Raw genomic sequence first — 17,973 nt, forward strand, 5'->3', positions numbered from 1 at the left:
AAAAAAGCCTGAACTTACATTCAGGCTTTCTTATTTTTATGCTTCAACATTTATCTCGCTTTTTACTCGAGTTCGAATCTCACTTAACGATTGATCAATTAAAAGTTTTCCATCTCTAAAAACTTCTTTCAATTCACCTTTTTTTTCTTCTTCCCAAGAAACATTATCACTTAAATGATACTTCCCGTCGATTAAATCGATTTTCATCAATCCTTTAGCTGATTTTTTAGTTCCGTCATCTGTAATCGGATCTTTGAAGATCGCTCTTCCCTCTCCGTTTACTTCTCCATAAGTCGCTTTCATAGCAAATCCGAAAGTATCTCTGGTGTTGTATTGATACGTAAAAGAACCAATTCCCAGAACAACATTGGTAGACGCAAAACCCTTTTCTTTTAATCTTTCGCAGATTTGAGTTGCTCTCGCAACTGTAATACTATCTCCGTAAATAGCACCAATTTGAGGCACTAATTCTTTGAAACCTTTATCATTTGTTGTACCGCCAAAAACATCCCAAAGTAATTCGATGACACCTTTTTTCTCTTGTTCGGTTTTTCCATCTGGATTACCGCAGATTATTAAAATCGGATCACCGCTGTCAGGACGAATTACGACTTTACCTTCTCTTGAAACAATATCTTCTCTCAATCTTGGTAAATAATCCGTTAAAACCTTCCATAAATCCCAAGTATCCGAAACGATAGAAACGATTCCTTTTGGATATACTTCTGTAATCAATCTTTTGAAAGTTTCATACTCGCCTTCTGTAGTTCCCATGCACATAACAGAATGTTCTGTCGCCGCAACTGAACCAGCAATTAATTCTGAATCGGAATTGGCTTTGTAATAATCTTCAAAGAAATCAATTACCGGAATCGTATCAGATCCTGTAAAACTCAATAAATGTCCAGCCGCAGAAGTCAGCGCTGCTTCGATGCCGCCCATTCCTCTCATAGAGAAATCGTGCGCCTGCCAGTCTACAAATTCTGGAACAGAAGAAGTCGCTGCAGCATATTTGTCCAATACTTTTCGGTATTCTTTTGCAATTGTCGCTGAGTTACAAGGTAACCAAACTACTGCAGAAAGCAAGGTTTCGAAATAATTGGTCAGCCAGAAAAACTCTGGAATTGTATTGTACATCGTAAACATCGGAACTCTCAACGGAACGCTTGCACCTTCTGGCAAGGCTTTAAAAACCATCGGAATATATCCTAAATCGTGTAAATCCTCGATGTGTTTGATGCCAACTAAATTTTCACCTAAATAATTATTGATTCTTCGGGCGTATTTTTTAATTACTTCTTCTTTTGGTTTTTTGAAGAAAGATTCTTCAAAGTCATGAATAATATATTTTTTGATGAAATACTGCAATCCGAAAAAGATTACCTCATCAATTTCTTCTATACGTGATTTTCTTGGTGTCCAGTTAGAATATACCAATGTTGTTCCGTCTGGGTATTGTCTTCGGTGGTCAACTTTGTAACCGTCGGTTAATAATAGTGGGTTCATATATGTTTATGTATTATTTTAAATTTTCGTACAAAGTATCAAATTTCAAAGACAAATTCAAATATTCTTGAATCCAGTCGTTTTGCATTGCTATTTCCTGCATAGTACCAGTTGGTGCAAACCAATAACTTAGAAATTGTAACCCTTTTTTATCGCGATCAGCAAGCAGCTTATCAATTACATCTATCTCGGATCTTAGTTCTTGAACTGAATTATAATTGGTCCATAACAAATCTGTTTCTTCTGTAATTTTAGACTTAAAGGTTTCAAGCAATGCTATTACATCAATCCAGTTAGCTTGTATGTCCTGATTATCATTCATTAATCTTATTAATTAATTGGTCATTAACTTTTTTGATAAACGTTCTGCCAAATCTTTTATATCATTTACTCTGGCTAAATTATCAATCCATTTCTGAGGAATATCATCAAGTCCAAAATAAATTCCTGCCAATCCTCCTGCAATTGCCCCAGTTGTATCTGTGTCTCCACCAAGATTAACTGCTTTTAAAACCGTTTCTTCATAAGAATCGGATTTTAGAAAACACCAAAAACTCGCTTCTAAACTATGCAGCACATAACCCGAAGATTGAATTTCGATTTCATCATATTTTGAAATATCATTTTTCAAAATTCTATCAAACAATCCAATTTCTACAGGATTAAAACTTTTATCTTCCAGAAATTTAGAAAGAACAAGTCTCATGTCTTTATAAGCTTCGAATTTATCTTTATCTTTTAGAATTTCCAAACAATATACAACGTAAATAAAACAGGCAAATCCAGAACGGAAATGCGCATGCGTTATCGAGGACACCGCTTTGACTTTTTGGTAGATGACTTCAATATTTTTTTCATTTTGAAGATAAAAAACCAAAGGCAAAATACGCATTAATGAACCATTTCCGTTATCCTCATCAAAAAAATTACCAGAGAAAGCAGCCGATTCTCCTTTTACTACACGAAGCAGGGAATGTTTCGTTGTTCCTCCTATGTCAAATACTTTGTTATGAGCTCCCCAATAACCTTCCAGCATCCATTTTACAAAAGTTTGAGCCATATCTTCTATGTCAAAACTTTTACATAAACTTTCTGCGGTACAAAAAGCAAGCGAACTATCGTCACTCCAAGTTCCAGAAGGCTGGTTCCAGCACATAAAACCCATCATATCTGTAACTGGATTTTCTTTTAAGTAACTTCTAGTTTTAAATTCGACAGGAACTCCTAAAGCGTCACCAACAGCAACACCGTATAAACCAGATTTTATTGTATTTTTCATGATTTCTTTTCTTTTTCAGCCAAGCAGATTTTGTATTAACTCGTCTAAAGTTTGAAACTGTTCTACTCCATATCTTTCACAGACAATATCAACATTCCCTTTTCGCCAAAAGTTTTCTTCTACAACCACTTTCATTTTATGAGATTGTGCGTAAAGTCCAAACTCCAATAACGATATGGGTGACATAGTATTGGCAGCAAAATACATGATAATTATATCTGACTTTTCTAATGCATTAAGTTCCCAATTGACCTGCTCTTTAAAATGAGCATTTTCTATCATCTGCGACCAGCTGCTATCCCACTCGTTTCTCCTTGGATTAAAAATAACAAACTTATCTTGAAGCAATTCTTCGCAATGTTTTTGCCAGTTTACAGCTTTATCCATTTCTATTGAACCAGCCAAAAAAATAGTTTCAGCATCAATTTCTAAAGAAATCTCTTCTGGTGCTTTATAAATCCTTTTCATGATTTTATTTATTTCTTCCTTTTTCGTTAAGATAAAATGTTTGCACAGCATCACTTTGCCAAAAAGCTTTTGTCTCAATATCCAAACAAGTTAATTTTCCGTAAAAACCTGCTCCCGTATCAATATTCCAGACATTGCATCCCTGCATCGGAATTTCCACATTATAATGAAGTGTTGGCGTGTGGCCGATATAAATTTCATTATATAGTAATAATCTTTTTGGGTACAAAAATGAATCTTTTTGTATTCGTTTGTCCATCGTTAAAGCCATTTCCCAAAGCGTTCTGTCCCACGAATAATTGGTTTTGTAATGTTCCTTTTCTGGACCGTGCATCGATGAAAAACCGGCGTGAATAAATAAATTGTTGTTTTCATCTACAAAGTAATCTTTCATATTCCTGAAAAATTGACGATGCTTTTCTTTTTCTGAAAAATCTATATCAGCATAACTTTCAATCGTCGATTTTCCTCCATGCAAAAACCAAATATCGTTTATGGTATCATTCTCTAACCATTCCTGACACCACGCATCATGATTTCCTTTGATAAAAATGCATTCTTGTTTTTGAGATAATTCAATAAGAAAATCAATCAATTTTTTCGATTCGCTCCAGCCGTCGACATAATCACCAAGAAAAATAAATCGGTCATTTTCTGAATAATCCATTTTTTCCAGCAATTGAATTAACGCTTTTAATCCGCCGTGAATATCTCCAAAAACTAAGGTTCTTTTCATGATTTAATTAAACTTGTTATCAAGAGCGGTATCCAATTTTATTAGAAAATCCTTTCCGAATTTATCATTTTCCAACTCATCATATAAAAACAAAGGCAGTATTTTTTCACAATTTTGTTTCTGACTTAAAATCGCCATACATAACGCTGCAACTGTATCGGTATCTCCGCCATAATCAATACCCGTTTTTAAACAGTCTTTCATAGAAGTGGCTTCTGAAACCATTTTAATAACGGCTTGCGTTGTTGGATAACCGTGCATATCAATTGGAGAAGTGATTCTATAGTTTTCATTTTCTTTTAAAGTTTCATTTAAAAAAGCTGTGAGAGTTGATCCGTCTCCAAGATTATATTTAAAATAATGAACCGCCAATGCAATACGTTTTGCACAGCTTATTCCTTCAGCTGTATAATGTGACGTTTTTGCCTCAATTTCGCAAAATTCCACTATCTGCTTCACATCTTTTAAATAGCCAATTGAATACGCTCTCATAGCAGATCCGTTTCCGCTGCTGCCATTGTCGATAATTTTGATAAAATCAGAACCATTTTTACTGGCATCTAGAGCATTATAAACTCGGTCTGAATAACCGCGTCTTTTATCTCTGTGAAAAACCTCTACAAACTTATCTGCCACTTTTATTTCGTTCCAATTATCATCTTCAAGCAGCAATTCTGAAATTGCAATTGCCATTTGAGTATCATCGGTATATCTTTTATAAATCTCGGTGTACATTCCGTGTCTATGATACTGAGTTAAATCGTTGTTTTGAGAAATAAAATCTAAATCCCTAAACTCAAAACCTGCACCATATGCGTCTCCTATAGCTGCTTCTAAAATCATACGTTTTTTATTTGATTGTTTTAAGATTTAAATTCGATATACTTTGACGGAACTTCATCTGTAAGCCAGACGTTATTTTCAGACAAATAAAATTTAAATCCGTCTCTAAACATGGCACCGCTTCTAACGGTTAAAATCTGAGGAACTCCTCTTCTGCTTCCTACTTTTACTGCGGTTTCTTTGTCTTTGGAAAGATGCACATGCTGACGGCTCATTTTTTTCAAACCTTCTTTCTGAATACTTTCCATAAACTTTGCAACAGTTCCGTGATACAGATATTCTGAAGGTTCTGTTTCTGCTAGATTTAATTCAACCGAAATGGAATGTCCCTGACTTGCACGGATTTTGGTTTTATCTTCGTTATAAGCGAAACGCTTTTTATCATTATTTTCTACAACGTAATCTAAAAGTTCTGCATCTAGACGTTGTCCTTTTTTATTACATTTTATAATTAATTCTTCAACATCTGCCCAACCGTTTTCGTCTAATTTTAATCCGATTTTTTCTGGCGAATGTCTTAACACTAAGCTTAGAAATTTACTTACTGTTTTTGCTGTATTTTCATTCATTTTATTTTATATTTTTTTCTACCGATGAAATGTTCCGATGGAACATTTACAAAAGGTTTTTGTAAATCTTATAGTTTTCATCATCAAAACAGACAAATACTACTTTTTCTATTTCAACTGATCTTTCAAAATCTTTTACTGTTTTTACTGCTATTTCTGCTGCTTTATCTTTTGGGAAATGATATATTCCTGTACTTATATTTGGAAAAGCAACAGATTTTATTCCATTTTGAATCGCCAGATTCAAACTATTTTTATAACAGTCAGCTAATAATTTCGATTTTTCTTCTTTATCGCCATTCCAAACTGGACCTACAGTATGAATAACATATTTTGACGGCAAATTTCCCGCAGTTGTAATGACCGCTTCACCTGTTTTGCATCCACCTTGTTTATTTCGAATCTTGATACATTCCTCTAAAATTGCTTTTCCTCCTTTTCTGTGAATAGCACCATCAACTCCGCCGCCACCTAACAAAGAAGTATTAGCTGCATTTACAATCGCATCAACATTAATCTCTGTTATATCTGCTTTTAGAAGTTCTATTTTCATAATTTCTAATTATCTCAATTCATCCCTAACCTCCATCAAAGCAAAACCTAAAAGATTCAAGCCTTTCCACTTTTCAGGATTTAAAGCATCTGTATGATCGCTTGCCATTCCAATTCCCCAGATTGGATCAACGGGACTTGCTTCTACAATAATTCTGTCGTATGTGTTTAGAAGAAAAGTTTTCAAATCTGGATTTTGACTGAATTTATGGTGGTTTCCTTCTTTTACAATTTCGTATCGGTTTTCCAACCAGATTTTGTCATCATAATTTCTCACTTTGCGACCTAAATTTTTAGCTTCAGCAGGTGAATTGCATTTTATGATTTTTTGTAAAATTTCCTGATCTTTGAATAATTCGGCTTTTTTCGCCATCATCCAATGTTCAGCGGTTTTATATGTTATTCCGTTAACTTCGAATGAACTCAACCACCATTGACTGAAGCAGGTTTTGGTAATCGTTCCGTCTTTACTTGGCTGATGTCCCCAGAAAAATAAAAATTTACTTTCTGGAGCTATAGTATCTATATTGTATTTCATTTTTTTCTGTTATTGAAACAAAGAAGTGATGTCTTTAAAATCTTTAGAATCGGGTGAAAATGATCCGTAAATGATATTAAAATCTGTCGTTAGCTTTTCAAATTCATAATCCTTTTCTAACTGATCCATACACGTTACCACCAAATTTCTTTTTGCCATTGGACTGTAAGCGGCGTCTAGTTTTAAAGCATAATTCAACAAATCGTAATCCAGATCCCCAAATCTGAGTTGTTTTTGATATTCGTTGAAAACACAGGTTTCTTCTTCGTTGTTTTTTAATTGTATTTCTCTTTCATTCGGCATCCAGCCGTGGCCGTGCCTTGTAGTGTAACTTCTGGTTGCATAATAAATTTCTACCTCTTCAATCTTCAGTTTATTGCAGATTTCAATTGCGTTTTTTGAAGTGGTATTGGCATAGGTAACATTCGGAAAAACGCCGTGATCCATGTCGAGAAGAATTCCCTGGCTTCCTTCAAAAATTAAATTATTATACTTTGAAAGGAAACTGTAATCGATAATATTCCATTTTATTTTATCAACTGCTTCAAGATAAGCCTCAACTTCCTGATCAATATCGGGTTCATTTAAAAAGCCGTAATAATAAGCAATTTGGTTTAACTTTTCCAAAAGCATTTCGCGAGGCGCAATCAAGTCAATTGCAAATAATTTGTATGGCCCTTCGTTTCTTTTCATGGTTGATCCAATGCCTTTTCCGCAGGTTCCGTGATCTCTATTTCTGGTGTTTCCTCTGTTGTGCCAAACATCAAACGGAGTTGTGACTTTTGCTAATGGATGGATATACAGATCCAGATTAGCGTTTTTTTCTTTTAATTCTTCTCTTTCGTTGTATAAAAAGAGCGGATGAATCGTACAGTGTTCGCTGTAATAAGACGGAAGACCGCGAAGCGCACCGCTGGCAAAGCTGGAATGGACGTGTTTTTTATCGCCAATCATAACTGTATGCGCGGCCTGCTGTCCTCCTGAAAACCGAATAACTATAGATTCAGGATTTTGTTTCGCCAGAAAATCTGTTGTTATTCCTTTTCCTTCATCACCAAATCCTAAACCTATAACTATTTGTGCTGTTTTCATTTTGTTATTATTATTAATCTCGCAAAGTCGCTAAATCGCAAAGTTTTTTTGTCAGCAACTCTTTTTAAGCTCTATTTTAAACTTTATCATTTGGTAAAAAATCTTTGCGCCTCCGCGTTTGCGAGCAAATTTCTCGTCGTTGAGAAAAAAAATTCTATTTTAATCTGGCGAAGTCCCAAAACTTTTAAAGCATTTCTATATTATCTAAACCTGTACTTGTTGTATCAGAAACTGTTATTGTTCCTGAGCCAGAACTTTTGTGTTTATCGCAGATTATTTTCTTGATTACATTTGGAATTTCTCTATGATCTTCAATTGAAAGACAATTTTGTCCTAACAATTCTTTCCATTCTACATCTGCATTTACAGCTTGTCCAGAATGCAATACACTAATATGATATACATCGTATCTTTTTTGGGCTTCAGCCAATAATTCAAGATGCGTATAAGTCTGCTGTCCCTGACCCATAATTTCTTTTATTGCCGATGCCGGGAGTTTTTTTAAACCTGGCTCATCTCCTACAGTAAACAACAAACCTTTTTGTCCTCTTTTTTCGAAGGCATCTGTTTTGGTATGAAACGCTGCGAAATACCACGCTAGAAGATAACTTTCGCCAGCGTTTCCTCCGCCTCCACCTTCAATGTAAGTTCTCGTTAACCACATATCCAATTCTTCATCACCGGATTCAAATTGTCCAACCTGAAGCGGATATCTATCGCATTCGTGATCTCCGATTCCTAAAAATAAAAGTGCCGGATCCGGAACACCTCCCTGAATAATTCCTCCCATTAATTTTGGAAGACCTTCTTTTATCAGTTCGTGCGGGATATGTCCCATACTTCCTGTAACATCCAATCCTAAAATAATTGGAACTGTGTTTGGATGAACTTCTGAATCTCTAGCTTCTCTAAACACTACTCCGTTCGGATTCATTGATTCATGCGCCATTCTTAACGCATTCTGTGTAAATATCTCACCAGCTGATTTGCTGGCATATCCTACTTTTTTTGCTCTGTCTTCACGAGCGCCGAAATCATATCTTGTACCTCCCATGACTAAAATGTTTTACCAAATAAATACTCAAATCTCTTTTTTGTTACTTCAAACTGGATATTCAAATTTCTGATGGTCAGCGAAAGTTCCATGTCTTTTTGTACAAAAGCTTCCGGCTGAAAATCGGCAAAGGTTAAACTGTTTTTATCCAGCGGACTGATATCGATCAATCCTTCTTGTTCTCTTTCGAGTCTTTTTATTTTTAATTCGATGTCTTCGACTCTTCTTCTGTATATTAATTCAGAATCCTCGCCAATTGTTTTGGCTCTGTCTTCTCTAATCTGATCATTGTTTCTTCTTAAAGATTCAATAAATCTTGGTTTTAAATCATCACTCATAACTTTGGTTGTTTTTGTTTCAGGTTTAAAGTTTCAGGTTAAGCGCTTAACTTGAATTTGGTTTTAAACTTAAAACGGTTAATAGGATTTCTTTTGTTTCAATTTTCACGTTCCAAAAAGCATCTTGAAACCTGAAACTTGAAACTTTTCAAACTAATTTAACACTTCTTCAAACTGCTTAAAATTTGTTTTTTTATCAGAATTGTCAAATACTGCAAAAACTATTTTCTTAAAAGCGCCTGAATATTTTTCTGCAATAATTTCTTTGAACAATTGCGCTACCTCTTTGGGTTCGTTTCTAAAAACACCGCAGCCCCAAGCTCCTAAAATCAATGTATCGCTTTTTTGTTGTAAAGCAATTGCAAATACTTTATCCATTCTTTTCTTTAAGATGTCTAATGTTGCTGCAATTTCTTCTTTTCTATTATGCTGTAACATTGCCCCTTTGTTTGGAGCCGGTGCTGTAAGTACGTCTACAGCGAATGGTTTTTCTAAATAATCTCCATTATCATCGTTCCAAAACAAAACATTCGGACTATAAATCATGTAATCTGAATATAAAAACGAGGACTGATTTCTATTAAAGTCATACATCGTTTTATCTTTAATCTGTGTTTCATAAAGGCTTGAAGATCTTGCGAGACTCTCTTCCTGAGCAGAAGCTCCTCCTAAAAAACCACCACCCGGATTTTTTGCCGAAGCGAAATTCAAAACACAGATTTTACCATTTTCTTCCTCAACAATTGCTTCAATTGTAGAACAATTTTTGGTGATTATTTCGGTTTCAAACTTATTTTCAATCGGCGTTTTTAAAATTGCGTCCCAATCTTTTGGTGCAATTGTAAATGTATTTTTTATCGACTCTTCGAGTTCATTTTTTATGTCAATCTTTTTTCCTTTATATTCATAAAAACCATTCTTTATGATTTCTAAGGTTTTATTTGCTATTTCTACTCTATAATTTTTATTCATAATTCAAATTTTACCACCTCAACCCTTTCGTCATCGAAATCTTTAAAAGAATTTGTAGTAAATATTTTGTCGAAACAATCTAAAACATCAAAACCTTTATTAAAAATTCCGTGGCTTACGGCTAAGTATAATTTCCCGGCATTTTTCTTTTTTAATTCTTCGGCTAAACCAACAAAAGTGCCGCCACCATCGCAGATATCATCTACAATTAAACAATCCATTCCGTTTAAATCGTCTTCGTACACTTTAAATCCAGATAATTTTCCGGTTTTTACATCTCGGCTTTTACTGCATTCCACAACCTCAACACCTCCTAAAAATTCAGAAACTTTGTAGATTTTTTTCAAAGCACCTCCATCTGGAGAAATCAATTTTACGTTTTGACCAATTTTATTCAACACTTCTTTGATAAAAGCATAGTTCGGAATTACTGTACTGTTATTTAACAAAGCCGGAGTCACTTCAGAATGCGCATCAAAAACAAAGACTTTGTTTAGTTGCATGGCATTTATAATATCCGCGTACACTTTTACAGAAAGCGGTTCGCCCGGAATCATAACACGATCTTGTCTTGCGGCCGGGAAATACGGAATAAAAAGATCGATGATTTTAACATCCATTCTGCGTAACGCATCAACTGTAACACACAATAAACCTAAATCATTGAAAGAGTTTAGTCGATGTGTGATTGTTACTTTTCTGTTTACATCAAAATCTGGAGCGATTTTAATATGCGGTTCTCCGCCAGAAAATGTAAAACTTTGAAATTTGATTTCTTCCTGATTTTGAAAAGGAGCGAATTTTGGGTCGAGATTTAGTATCATAGTTTTTTAGTTTGCGTTAATTATACGCAAATGTAGAATTAAATTTTAAATAAACAATTTATTTTGTGTAAAAATTACGCAAACTTTATTTCGAAGTGAAAACCGTTTTCAGTTAACTCACTATATTTCAATTTATTGAATCTAAAAAGTTTTGCCGGGCGACCGGTTTTTATGGGTGAAAATTTTTCAGTTTCTTCTAAAATACCGTAGCTGAGTATTTTTTTTCTAAAGTTTCGACGGTCAATTTCTTTTTCTAAAATGGTGCAATACAAGTTTTCAAGATCTGAAAATAAGAATTCTTCGGGAAGTAAATCGAAGCCAATTGGTTCATAAGTCAATTTTGACTTTAGCCTGTCAATCGCTTTTTGAAGTATTACATTATGATCGAAAGCCAAAGCAGGGATTTCATCTATTTTACACCATTGTACTTTTTCGGCATCAGTACTGGCTTTGATGTCTAAATTTGAAGCATCGACCAAAGCATAATATGCCACTGAAATTACACGGTTTCTTGAATCTCTGTAAATATCATCTCCAAAAGTGTATAATTGTTCCATAAAAGTCAGCTGGACGTTTGTTTCTTCATGTAATTCACGAATTACCGCATCGCTCAGCGATTCATCATTTTTGACTAAACCGCCCGGTAAAGCCCAGTATTTTTCTGAAGTGCCAAACTGCTGTTCAATCAATAATACATACAGATCATTGTTTTTGTATCCAAAAACAATCGCATCGACAGCAATTCTAATATTTTGTAATTTTTCCATAATCCTAAATCCTATCAAACAAATATAACGAATGAGAGTCAATTTTATAATCTAATGCAGGAGCATAAATTATAAAACTGACTCTCTATAAATATCTTTTCTTTTTGACCTGTCTAATTCACAGTTACACTTTTTTTGGGACTTACTGTACAGCTGCCTCCATCTTTTGAAAGTGTCACTTCAGCTTTGACTTCAACAGTTCCTGCGGTAGTATATGTGTGAGAAACTGCACCCGAGGCACTATTTACTGTTTGCGCAGGAGTTCCATCGCCAAAAGTCCATTTTACTGAAGTTACGGTATTGCTTCCGCCATATTGAATGGAGTAATTGATCACTTTAGGATTAGTTCCATCTGCTGAATGTTTTAATTCGGTCAAAATAGAATCACCAAAACAATCAATTATTGCATCATCATCGCTCTTACTGCAGGAATTTGTCATAAAAAACACTGTAGTAAACATTAAAATTGCCATTATTTTTTTCATAATAGGTTTGTTTTAGGAATTAACTTACCAAAGTTATTGTTTTTCAATCAAAAACAGAAGTGAATTACTCCTTTTCAAACAAATAAGGCTTTATGTCCTTATAACCTATTACCAAAAAACAGTTTCAATTCTTTAGAAATAATATCAAAAAACGATTTTAAATTATTGTTTTTTGGAACTAATAAATACACAAACTCTTCAGGAACATGAAAACTGTTCCATACTAACTGCAGTTTGTTTTCTTTAATATAATTTCTGGCATTACAATTCCAGGTTACGGCTACTCCTTCATTTTTAGATAGAAGTCTAAGCATTTCAGATTCGGAAGGAATAATATAATTTGGAACCATAGACGGTCTTTTTTTATTAAAAGCATGCAGCCAGAATACTTTTATATGCGGAATCCGCGCATCATGACTGTACCATTTTTGCCCATTAAGCCACTGCTCAATTTCGGTATAATTGTCTGCTTTTAGTTTCTGACGGAAATCGGTTATATCTAAACTCGCTGGCGCAACCATTATAAGTTTGATTTTTCCAACTATTTCATAAGTAGTATCAAAAGTGTCAAACCTTTTAGTAGTAATAGCAAAATCCAGTTTTTTTGAATCTACGAGAGCAAAAAGTTCGTCGTTTTCTGCAAAAGTAAAATCTATTAAATCAAACTTTGAAATTAAGAGATTTCCAACGCAGTCAAAAAGATGTTTTGAAATCCCTACCGAAATTAATCGGTTTGCATCTTCTGCCTTTGCACGAAAACCTGTCTCGACACTTTCGAGACGATCAAGTGCATCTATTATCAAATTATTCAATAACTTAGCATATTCGGTGGGCTCTACTCCTTTTGATTTCCGATTAAATAATTTATTTCCAACGTGAGCCTCAAGCATAGAAATTTGCTGACTAACCGCAGGCTGGCTCATAAATAACTCTTTTGCGGCGACCGAAAAATTACCATTTTTATATACAGCCTTAAAAGTTCTGTACCATTCTAGATTTACCATGACATAAATTTACTTATAACAAACATAGTTTATTTTATTTTTACTAATATCACTTATGGTGTAAATTTGTTAAAAATTTAAAATCATGAAAAAAATAGCATTACTCACAATAATTGCATTTACCGCGGTAAGCACAACTGCTGTAGCTCAAAAATCAAATAAAAAAGGGATGAAAAAAGTATTATTTGTTGTAACCAGTAACGATAAACTGGGCAACACAGGAGAAAAAACAGGATTCTGGTCAGAAGAATTTGCTGCGCCATATTATGAATTATTAGATCAGGGAGTTGAAATTACAATTGCTTCTCCGCTTGGAGGACAACCTCCAATTGATCCTAAAAGTGCTGATCCGGCATCGGCAACAGAAGACACCAAACGTTTTGACGCTGATAAGGTTTTACAGGAAAAACTAAAAAACACTTTAAAATTATCAACGGTAAATCAAAAAGATTACGACGCTGTATTTTATCCAGGTGGTCATGGTCCGCTTTGGGATTTAGTTGAAGACAGAAGTTCTATCGCTTTAATTGAAGCTTTTTATACTAACAAAAAACCGGTAGCATTTGTTTGTCATGCTCCTGCTGTTTTGAAAAACGTAAAAGTAAAAGGGGAATATTTAGTAAAGGGTAAAAAAGTAACCGGTTTTACTAATGAAGAAGAGGAAGCGGTTGGTTTAACTAAAGTAGTTCCGTTTTTATTAGAAGATGCTTTATCATCAAACGGAGGAATTTTTTCTAAAGGTCCAAACTGGCAGCCTTATGCTGTTCAAGACGGTTTATTAATTACAGGTCAAAACCCTGCATCGTCTAAATTGGTAGCTGGAAAATTGCTGCAAGAGTTAAAATAAAAGGTCTAAGGGACTGAGGCTCTAAGATTCTAAGGTTTTCTTTTAGAAATCTAAAAACTCAATCTCTTATTCACTAAATGGGAAAATAAAAATTAATAAATCACAATGTTAAGTTTCTGAGAATTTATGTTCTAAAGCAAAAAACTTAGAACCTCAGAAACTTAGCATCTTAGAAACTCAAAAAAAAATGCTCAACTTTGAATTATATAATCCGACAAATTTAATTTTCGGAAAAGGACAAATTGAAAAACTTTCGACTTTGGTTCCAAAAAATGCTAAAATTCTTTTGGCATATGGCGGCGGAAGTATTTTTAAAAACGGAATTTACGATCAGGTAATCGCAAACTTAAAAGGTTTTGAAATAGTAGAATTTGGCGGTATTGAACCCAACCCAAGATTTGAAACTTTGATGAAAGCAGTTGATGTTATTAAAGCAGAAAAAATTGACTTTATTCTCGCTGTCGGCGGCGGATCTGTAATTGATGGCGTGAAATTTATTTCGGCTGCCGTTCATTTTGAAGGAAATCCGATTGATATTTTACAGAAACGTATTTTGATTAAAGAAAATGCAATGCCTTTTGGAACTGTTTTGACGCTTCCAGCAACAGGAAGTGAAATGAATTCAGGCTATGTGGTAACGATTGAAGCGACTCAGGAAAAATTATCTTCTGGAGGAAGTGCTTTGTTTCCGCAATTCTCTATTTGTGACCCGGCAGTTATTGACTCTTTACCAAAAAGACAGCTTGAAAATGGTGTTGTAGATGCTTACACACATGTTATGGAACAATATTTAACGTATCCAACTGATGCTTTTTTACAAGATAGGATTGCAGAAGGAATTCTACAGACTTTAATTGAAGTTGGTCCTGGAGTTGTTAAAAATCCAACCGATTATACTTTGGCTTCAAATTTTATGTGGAGCTGTACAATGGCTTTAAACGGTTTAATCCAAAAAGGTGTTCCAAGCGATTGGGCAACTCACATGATTGGTCACGAATTAACGGCTTTATATGAAATTGATCATGCCAGAACTTTGGCAATTATTGGTCCGAGTTTGTATACCGTAATGTTCGAAACTAAAAAAGGAAAATTAGCGCAATACGGAAGACGTATTTTCAACTTAACTGGTTCTGACGAAGAAGTGGCAAAAGAAGCGATCAACAAAACAGTTGAGTTTTTCCATACCATGGGAATGGAAACGAAACTTTCTCAATATACCAAAGACTACAGTAATACAGCAGATTTTATCGTAAATCGTTTCGACGAAAGAGGCTGGAAAGGTTTAGGTGAAAATCAATTAGTGACTTTAGATAAAGTAAAATCTATTGTGGAACTTTCTTATTAGTCACAGAATTCAGTTTCAGTTTACAGTTTTAGCATATCACTAAAAACTGTTGACTGTTACTGCAAACTCAAAAAAGGCGTTCTTATATAAAATAGGAACGCCTTTTTAAAATACTAAAACAAAACTAACTAACTCAAATCTTTGTAAATTCATTAAAATTCTAATTTATAAAGACTTACAACGTTAGGTTTTGTATTTTATTGTATCGCAAAGTATAAAATGTTATAAAAAATTAAATTGGTCATGACAGCAGGCTGTTTATTTAAATTTTTCATTCATTTTGTTTTCCAATATTTTAGTCAGATTTTCAACTTCTGCTCTAATATTCTTGAAATCAACATTCTTTTTTTCTCCTAAAACTTTTCCTTCCAGAAAAGATTTCAGATCATACATTTCGCTTTTGCTCTTCACTATTAGAATTCCCGTATCCGGTTTTTTTTCTTTATTAAACCTTAAACTGGCTAATATTCCTGCTTCCTCTCTGCTGAGTAAAGCTTCCAGACTTTTTTTTGTCGAAAATTCTTCTGCTATTGTATTGAAGTTGGCTTCAATTGTTTCATTATCGTTAATATTTGAAATAAATAAATTAGTAATAATCCTAAATTCCTGACTATGTTGTTCTTCTGAATTGCTGTTATCTTGCTTTTCGAAATGTATCATTTTTGCCAAAACCTCATCATTTGATTCATAATACAATATATTTTCTGCCAGATTAGGTAATATCGTATTTTCTAATTCTAGTGACGATTTAGACAATAGGGTTTTCTTTCCAATAATCAGTTTACTGCTATTTTTACCACCCTGTTTTTCAATAACAATTTCAGCCTTTTTTTTGCTGTTAGATATTGTAATTTCAATACCCTTATCTTTTAATTCGAAATGAAAACGATTAAAATAATGCATGGCAAACAAATCAAGATCATAGCTTGTCAAAACTCCATTTTTCCAATATTTAGAAATAAATTGGCGATCCAATTTTATATATTCCGGACCGTCCACTATTTTTCCGTCTTTATAAGTCGATTTTATATCATAATTTGGATATTGATACTTTTCGAGATTTTCTAAATAATTGTTCGAATATTGATATTTAATAATGCCGTTTTCATAATAATCAACATGATTAAATTCATTTGACTCTGTAGCAAAATATCCAGAAAAGGGTGTGTCATTTCTATAAATTCCAACATAAGAATCTTGTCTGTCTGAAGTAATCAAAAAAGATTGATTGACGATTTTGGTTCTTTTTCCGTTCTCAAAATAAATTGTTTTCACAATATTATTTTCGTCTTTTTTATCGTATTCACTTCTATAATAAATCTCTTCGGTTATTGCTCCTTTTTTATAGATGGTGCTTTTTTGAGCTTCAACTAACTTTCCTTCAAAAGGCAAATCATTTTTATATTCCAGTCTTCCTGTTATTTCCCGATTGTCATAAAAAACAGTTTCTCCATTTTTAATATCATTTATAACCGTATAAGTTTTAACAGGATCATCGAGATAATAATTAAAGATTTTCTGTACGCCGTTTTTCTTATATCCGGAAACATTTATTAATTCGTTTTGATCATTTTGGTTTTTAATAACAAATGTTCCGTTAAAAGGTTTTTCATCTTTATAAACACCTTTTGCCACAACACTTCCCGACTCATCTTTTACAATCGCTTCGCCTTCTTTTAAACCTTTGCTGTAGTTTTGATTAATAGATAAATCACTTGCAAACTTTTCATCAAAGTTACCCTCAAATGGCTGACCGTTTTTATAAATACGTTTTGCTTTTATCGTTCCGTCAGGATTATATTCTATTTGATCGCCCTGTTCTTCTCCTTCAGAATATTTTACAATTTTTAAAACTTTTCCATTTGGATAATATTGAGTTGCCTCGCCATTTTTCTGTCCGTTTTTATAATTTATTTCAGATTTAACTGCGATCGCAAATTTATTCTGAGAGTAATAATCATAAACAATTCCGTTTGCAATATCACGTCCGTATTTCTCGAAATCTTTTTCGTTAATGGTCTGTAAAATTTTTCCCGACTTATCATAATTAATCTGTTTAAACGGTTCTGTATTACTGCTTGTAATATCGTACCAGATTTCCTGAGCAAGCTGTTTGGAGTTGAGCCAAAATATTTTCTTTTTTATGACTTCTCTCTTTTTCCCACTGCCATTTTTATCACGAATAATCATACCTTCAGTCATTCGAATTGGTTCTTCTCTGTCCGCTTCATTATCCGATTTGTTTAATCGGTAATTATCCCAGTTTATAACTTCTTCAAAATCGCCGTTTACAGGTCTTCCGCCTTCATATTTCCCTTTCATTAATACTGTGCCATCTTCATGGTAAACAATAGTTTCTCCGTCTTTTCTTCCGTTTTTATACTGGACCGTTTTAAACTTTTTACCACTTGGATAATAATAAACCAAATTAGAAACTGCAGAAAAGTTATAAAATTGATAAAAGGAAGAATCGAAACCATTTTTATCCAGCCAAAGTACATCACCCACATAATTATCTTCATTATCCTGAAAAGAATATCCTTGAAACTGCGGCGTTTTGTTGATATAGAAATCTTCGACCAAAACCAGATTTCCTGATTTTTTTGAAGGCTGGATTCTATAAAAAGAAGCATTTTCTTTGGTTGTAGTTTTCCAATTGGCATCGAAATAAAGTGGTTCCATATTTTGGGAGAAAGAAAATAGTGTTGTGAAAACAAAAATAAGGGTCAAAAATTTATGCGTCATAATTGAAAG

The 17,973-nt window shown here is 33.7% G+C and carries 20 protein-coding genes; 2 read left to right on the forward strand and 18 right to left on the reverse strand.

What is annotated here, in order from left to right; all coding sequences use genetic code 11:
* Positions 1-36: 36 nt before the first annotated feature.
* The 17 genes from L1276_RS16315 to L1276_RS16395 form a co-directional block, all read right to left on the reverse strand.
* On the reverse strand, positions 37-1,506 hold the full coding sequence (locus L1276_RS16315) for a nicotinate phosphoribosyltransferase (protein ID WP_253789569.1): 1,470 nt from the start codon (positions 1,504-1,506) through the stop codon (positions 37-39).
* 13 nt (positions 1,507-1,519) lie between these two features.
* A complete protein-coding gene (locus tag L1276_RS16320) occupies positions 1,520-1,828 on the reverse strand; it encodes a hypothetical protein (protein WP_253789571.1) in 309 nt (102 codons plus the stop codon).
* A 12-nt stretch (positions 1,829-1,840) separates the two neighbouring features.
* Positions 1,841-2,785, reverse strand: coding sequence for an ADP-ribosylglycohydrolase family protein (locus L1276_RS16325; protein WP_253789573.1), 945 nt, complete (start codon positions 2,783-2,785; stop codon positions 1,841-1,843).
* 15 nt (positions 2,786-2,800) lie between these two features.
* A complete protein-coding gene (locus tag L1276_RS16330) occupies positions 2,801-3,253 on the reverse strand; it encodes a nucleoside 2-deoxyribosyltransferase domain-containing protein (RefSeq protein ID WP_253789575.1) in 453 nt (150 codons plus the stop codon).
* A 4-nt stretch (positions 3,254-3,257) separates the two neighbouring features.
* Positions 3,258-3,989 (reverse strand): metallophosphoesterase family protein, encoded by a 732-nt coding sequence (locus L1276_RS16335; protein ID WP_253789576.1) that lies wholly within the window; start codon positions 3,987-3,989, stop codon positions 3,258-3,260.
* A gap of 3 nt (positions 3,990-3,992) precedes the next feature.
* Positions 3,993-4,832 (reverse strand): ADP-ribosylglycohydrolase family protein, encoded by an 840-nt coding sequence (locus L1276_RS16340; protein ID WP_253789578.1) that lies wholly within the window; start codon positions 4,830-4,832, stop codon positions 3,993-3,995.
* Positions 4,833-4,852: 20 nt separating this feature from the next.
* Positions 4,853-5,401 (reverse strand): RNA 2'-phosphotransferase, encoded by a 549-nt coding sequence (locus L1276_RS16345; RefSeq protein WP_253789580.1) that lies wholly within the window; start codon positions 5,399-5,401, stop codon positions 4,853-4,855.
* A gap of 46 nt (positions 5,402-5,447) precedes the next feature.
* Entirely contained in the window at positions 5,448-5,954 is a 507-nt protein-coding gene (locus L1276_RS16350; protein ID WP_253789582.1) for an O-acetyl-ADP-ribose deacetylase, read from the reverse strand.
* 9 nt (positions 5,955-5,963) lie between these two features.
* Positions 5,964-6,491, reverse strand: a complete 528-nt coding sequence (locus L1276_RS16355) for an NADAR family protein (protein WP_253789584.1) — start codon at positions 6,489-6,491, stop codon at positions 5,964-5,966.
* A 9-nt stretch (positions 6,492-6,500) separates the two neighbouring features.
* A complete protein-coding gene (locus tag L1276_RS16360) occupies positions 6,501-7,583 on the reverse strand; it encodes an adenylosuccinate synthetase (RefSeq protein WP_253789586.1) in 1,083 nt (360 codons plus the stop codon).
* A gap of 184 nt (positions 7,584-7,767) precedes the next feature.
* Positions 7,768-8,637, reverse strand: a complete 870-nt coding sequence (locus tag L1276_RS16365; RefSeq protein WP_253789588.1) for a hypothetical protein — start codon at positions 8,635-8,637, stop codon at positions 7,768-7,770.
* Between the two features lie 2 nt (positions 8,638-8,639).
* Positions 8,640-8,975, reverse strand: a complete 336-nt coding sequence (locus tag L1276_RS16370; RefSeq protein ID WP_012022842.1) for a hypothetical protein — start codon at positions 8,973-8,975, stop codon at positions 8,640-8,642.
* Positions 8,976-9,128: 153 nt separating this feature from the next.
* Complete coding sequence (locus L1276_RS16375; RefSeq protein ID WP_253789590.1) at positions 9,129-9,947, reverse strand: TIGR02452 family protein; 819 nt, start codon at positions 9,945-9,947, stop codon at positions 9,129-9,131.
* Positions 9,944-10,771 (reverse strand): ribose-phosphate diphosphokinase, encoded by an 828-nt coding sequence (prs, locus tag L1276_RS16380; protein ID WP_253789592.1) that lies wholly within the window; start codon positions 10,769-10,771, stop codon positions 9,944-9,946. Before prs ends, L1276_RS16375 begins: the two co-directional genes overlap by 4 nt.
* 74 nt (positions 10,772-10,845) lie before the next feature.
* Positions 10,846-11,538: an NUDIX domain-containing protein gene (locus L1276_RS16385; RefSeq protein WP_253789594.1), complete on the reverse strand. Its 693-nt coding sequence runs from the start codon at positions 11,536-11,538 to the stop codon at positions 10,846-10,848.
* A gap of 113 nt (positions 11,539-11,651) precedes the next feature.
* On the reverse strand, positions 11,652-12,023 hold the full coding sequence (locus tag L1276_RS16390) for a PKD domain-containing protein (protein ID WP_253789596.1): 372 nt from the start codon (positions 12,021-12,023) through the stop codon (positions 11,652-11,654).
* A 98-nt stretch (positions 12,024-12,121) separates the two neighbouring features.
* On the reverse strand, positions 12,122-13,027 hold the full coding sequence (locus L1276_RS16395) for a LysR family transcriptional regulator (RefSeq protein WP_253789598.1): 906 nt from the start codon (positions 13,025-13,027) through the stop codon (positions 12,122-12,124).
* 85 nt (positions 13,028-13,112) lie between these two features.
* Here L1276_RS16395 and L1276_RS16400 point away from each other — a divergent pair, with 85 nt between their 5' ends.
* Together L1276_RS16400 and L1276_RS16405 are read left to right on the forward strand one after the other, a co-directional pair.
* Positions 13,113-13,874, forward strand: coding sequence for a type 1 glutamine amidotransferase domain-containing protein (locus L1276_RS16400; RefSeq protein WP_253789600.1), 762 nt, complete (start codon positions 13,113-13,115; stop codon positions 13,872-13,874).
* 187 nt (positions 13,875-14,061) lie between these two features.
* Positions 14,062-15,219, forward strand: coding sequence for an iron-containing alcohol dehydrogenase (locus L1276_RS16405; RefSeq protein ID WP_253789601.1), 1,158 nt, complete (start codon positions 14,062-14,064; stop codon positions 15,217-15,219).
* Between the two features lie 258 nt (positions 15,220-15,477).
* Here L1276_RS16405 and L1276_RS16410 read toward each other — a convergent pair whose 3' ends face one another.
* On the reverse strand, positions 15,478-17,901 hold the full coding sequence (locus L1276_RS16410; protein ID WP_253789603.1) for a toxin-antitoxin system YwqK family antitoxin: 2,424 nt from the start codon (positions 17,899-17,901) through the stop codon (positions 15,478-15,480).
* Positions 17,902-17,973: the final 72 nt, after the last annotated feature.

The organism is Flavobacterium sp. HSC-32F16, assembly GCF_024171645.1.
Lineage (GTDB): Bacteria > Bacteroidota > Bacteroidia > Flavobacteriales > Flavobacteriaceae > Flavobacterium.

Coding starts and splice junctions, on each gene's coding strand:
- L1276_RS16370 (WP_012022842.1), bottom strand. CDS start 8,975: ATGAGTGATGATTTAAAACCAAGATTTATTGAATCTTTAAGAAGAAAC.
- L1276_RS16340 (WP_253789578.1), bottom strand. CDS start 4,832: ATGATTTTAGAAGCAGCTATAGGAGACGCATATGGTGCAGGTTTTGAG.
- L1276_RS16360 (WP_253789586.1), bottom strand. CDS start 7,583: ATGAAAACAGCACAAATAGTTATAGGTTTAGGATTTGGTGATGAAGGA.
- L1276_RS16365 (WP_253789588.1), bottom strand. CDS start 8,637: ATGGGAGGTACAAGATATGATTTCGGCGCTCGTGAAGACAGAGCAAAA.
- L1276_RS16395 (WP_253789598.1), bottom strand. CDS start 13,027: ATGGTAAATCTAGAATGGTACAGAACTTTTAAGGCTGTATATAAAAAT.
- L1276_RS16345 (WP_253789580.1), bottom strand. CDS start 5,401: ATGAATGAAAATACAGCAAAAACAGTAAGTAAATTTCTAAGCTTAGTG.
- L1276_RS16385 (WP_253789594.1), bottom strand. CDS start 11,538: ATGGAAAAATTACAAAATATTAGAATTGCTGTCGATGCGATTGTTTTT.
- L1276_RS16405 (WP_253789601.1), top strand. CDS start 14,062: ATGCTCAACTTTGAATTATATAATCCGACAAATTTAATTTTCGGAAAA.
- L1276_RS16335 (WP_253789576.1), bottom strand. CDS start 3,989: ATGAAAAGAACCTTAGTTTTTGGAGATATTCACGGCGGATTAAAAGCG.
- L1276_RS16350 (WP_253789582.1), bottom strand. CDS start 5,954: ATGAAAATAGAACTTCTAAAAGCAGATATAACAGAGATTAATGTTGAT.
- L1276_RS16330 (WP_253789575.1), bottom strand. CDS start 3,253: ATGAAAAGGATTTATAAAGCACCAGAAGAGATTTCTTTAGAAATTGAT.
- L1276_RS16320 (WP_253789571.1), bottom strand. CDS start 1,828: ATGAATGATAATCAGGACATACAAGCTAACTGGATTGATGTAATAGCA.
- L1276_RS16375 (WP_253789590.1), bottom strand. CDS start 9,947: ATGAATAAAAATTATAGAGTAGAAATAGCAAATAAAACCTTAGAAATC.
- L1276_RS16410 (WP_253789603.1), bottom strand. CDS start 17,901: ATGGAACCACTTTATTTCGATGCCAATTGGAAAACTACAACCAAAGAA.
- L1276_RS16400 (WP_253789600.1), top strand. CDS start 13,113: ATGAAAAAAATAGCATTACTCACAATAATTGCATTTACCGCGGTAAGC.
- L1276_RS16315 (WP_253789569.1), bottom strand. CDS start 1,506: ATGAACCCACTATTATTAACCGACGGTTACAAAGTTGACCACCGAAGA.
- L1276_RS16325 (WP_253789573.1), bottom strand. CDS start 2,785: ATGAAAAATACAATAAAATCTGGTTTATACGGTGTTGCTGTTGGTGAC.
- L1276_RS16390 (WP_253789596.1), bottom strand. CDS start 12,023: ATGAAAAAAATAATGGCAATTTTAATGTTTACTACAGTGTTTTTTATG.
- L1276_RS16355 (WP_253789584.1), bottom strand. CDS start 6,491: ATGAAATACAATATAGATACTATAGCTCCAGAAAGTAAATTTTTATTT.
- prs (WP_253789592.1), bottom strand. CDS start 10,771: ATGATACTAAATCTCGACCCAAAATTCGCTCCTTTTCAAAATCAGGAA.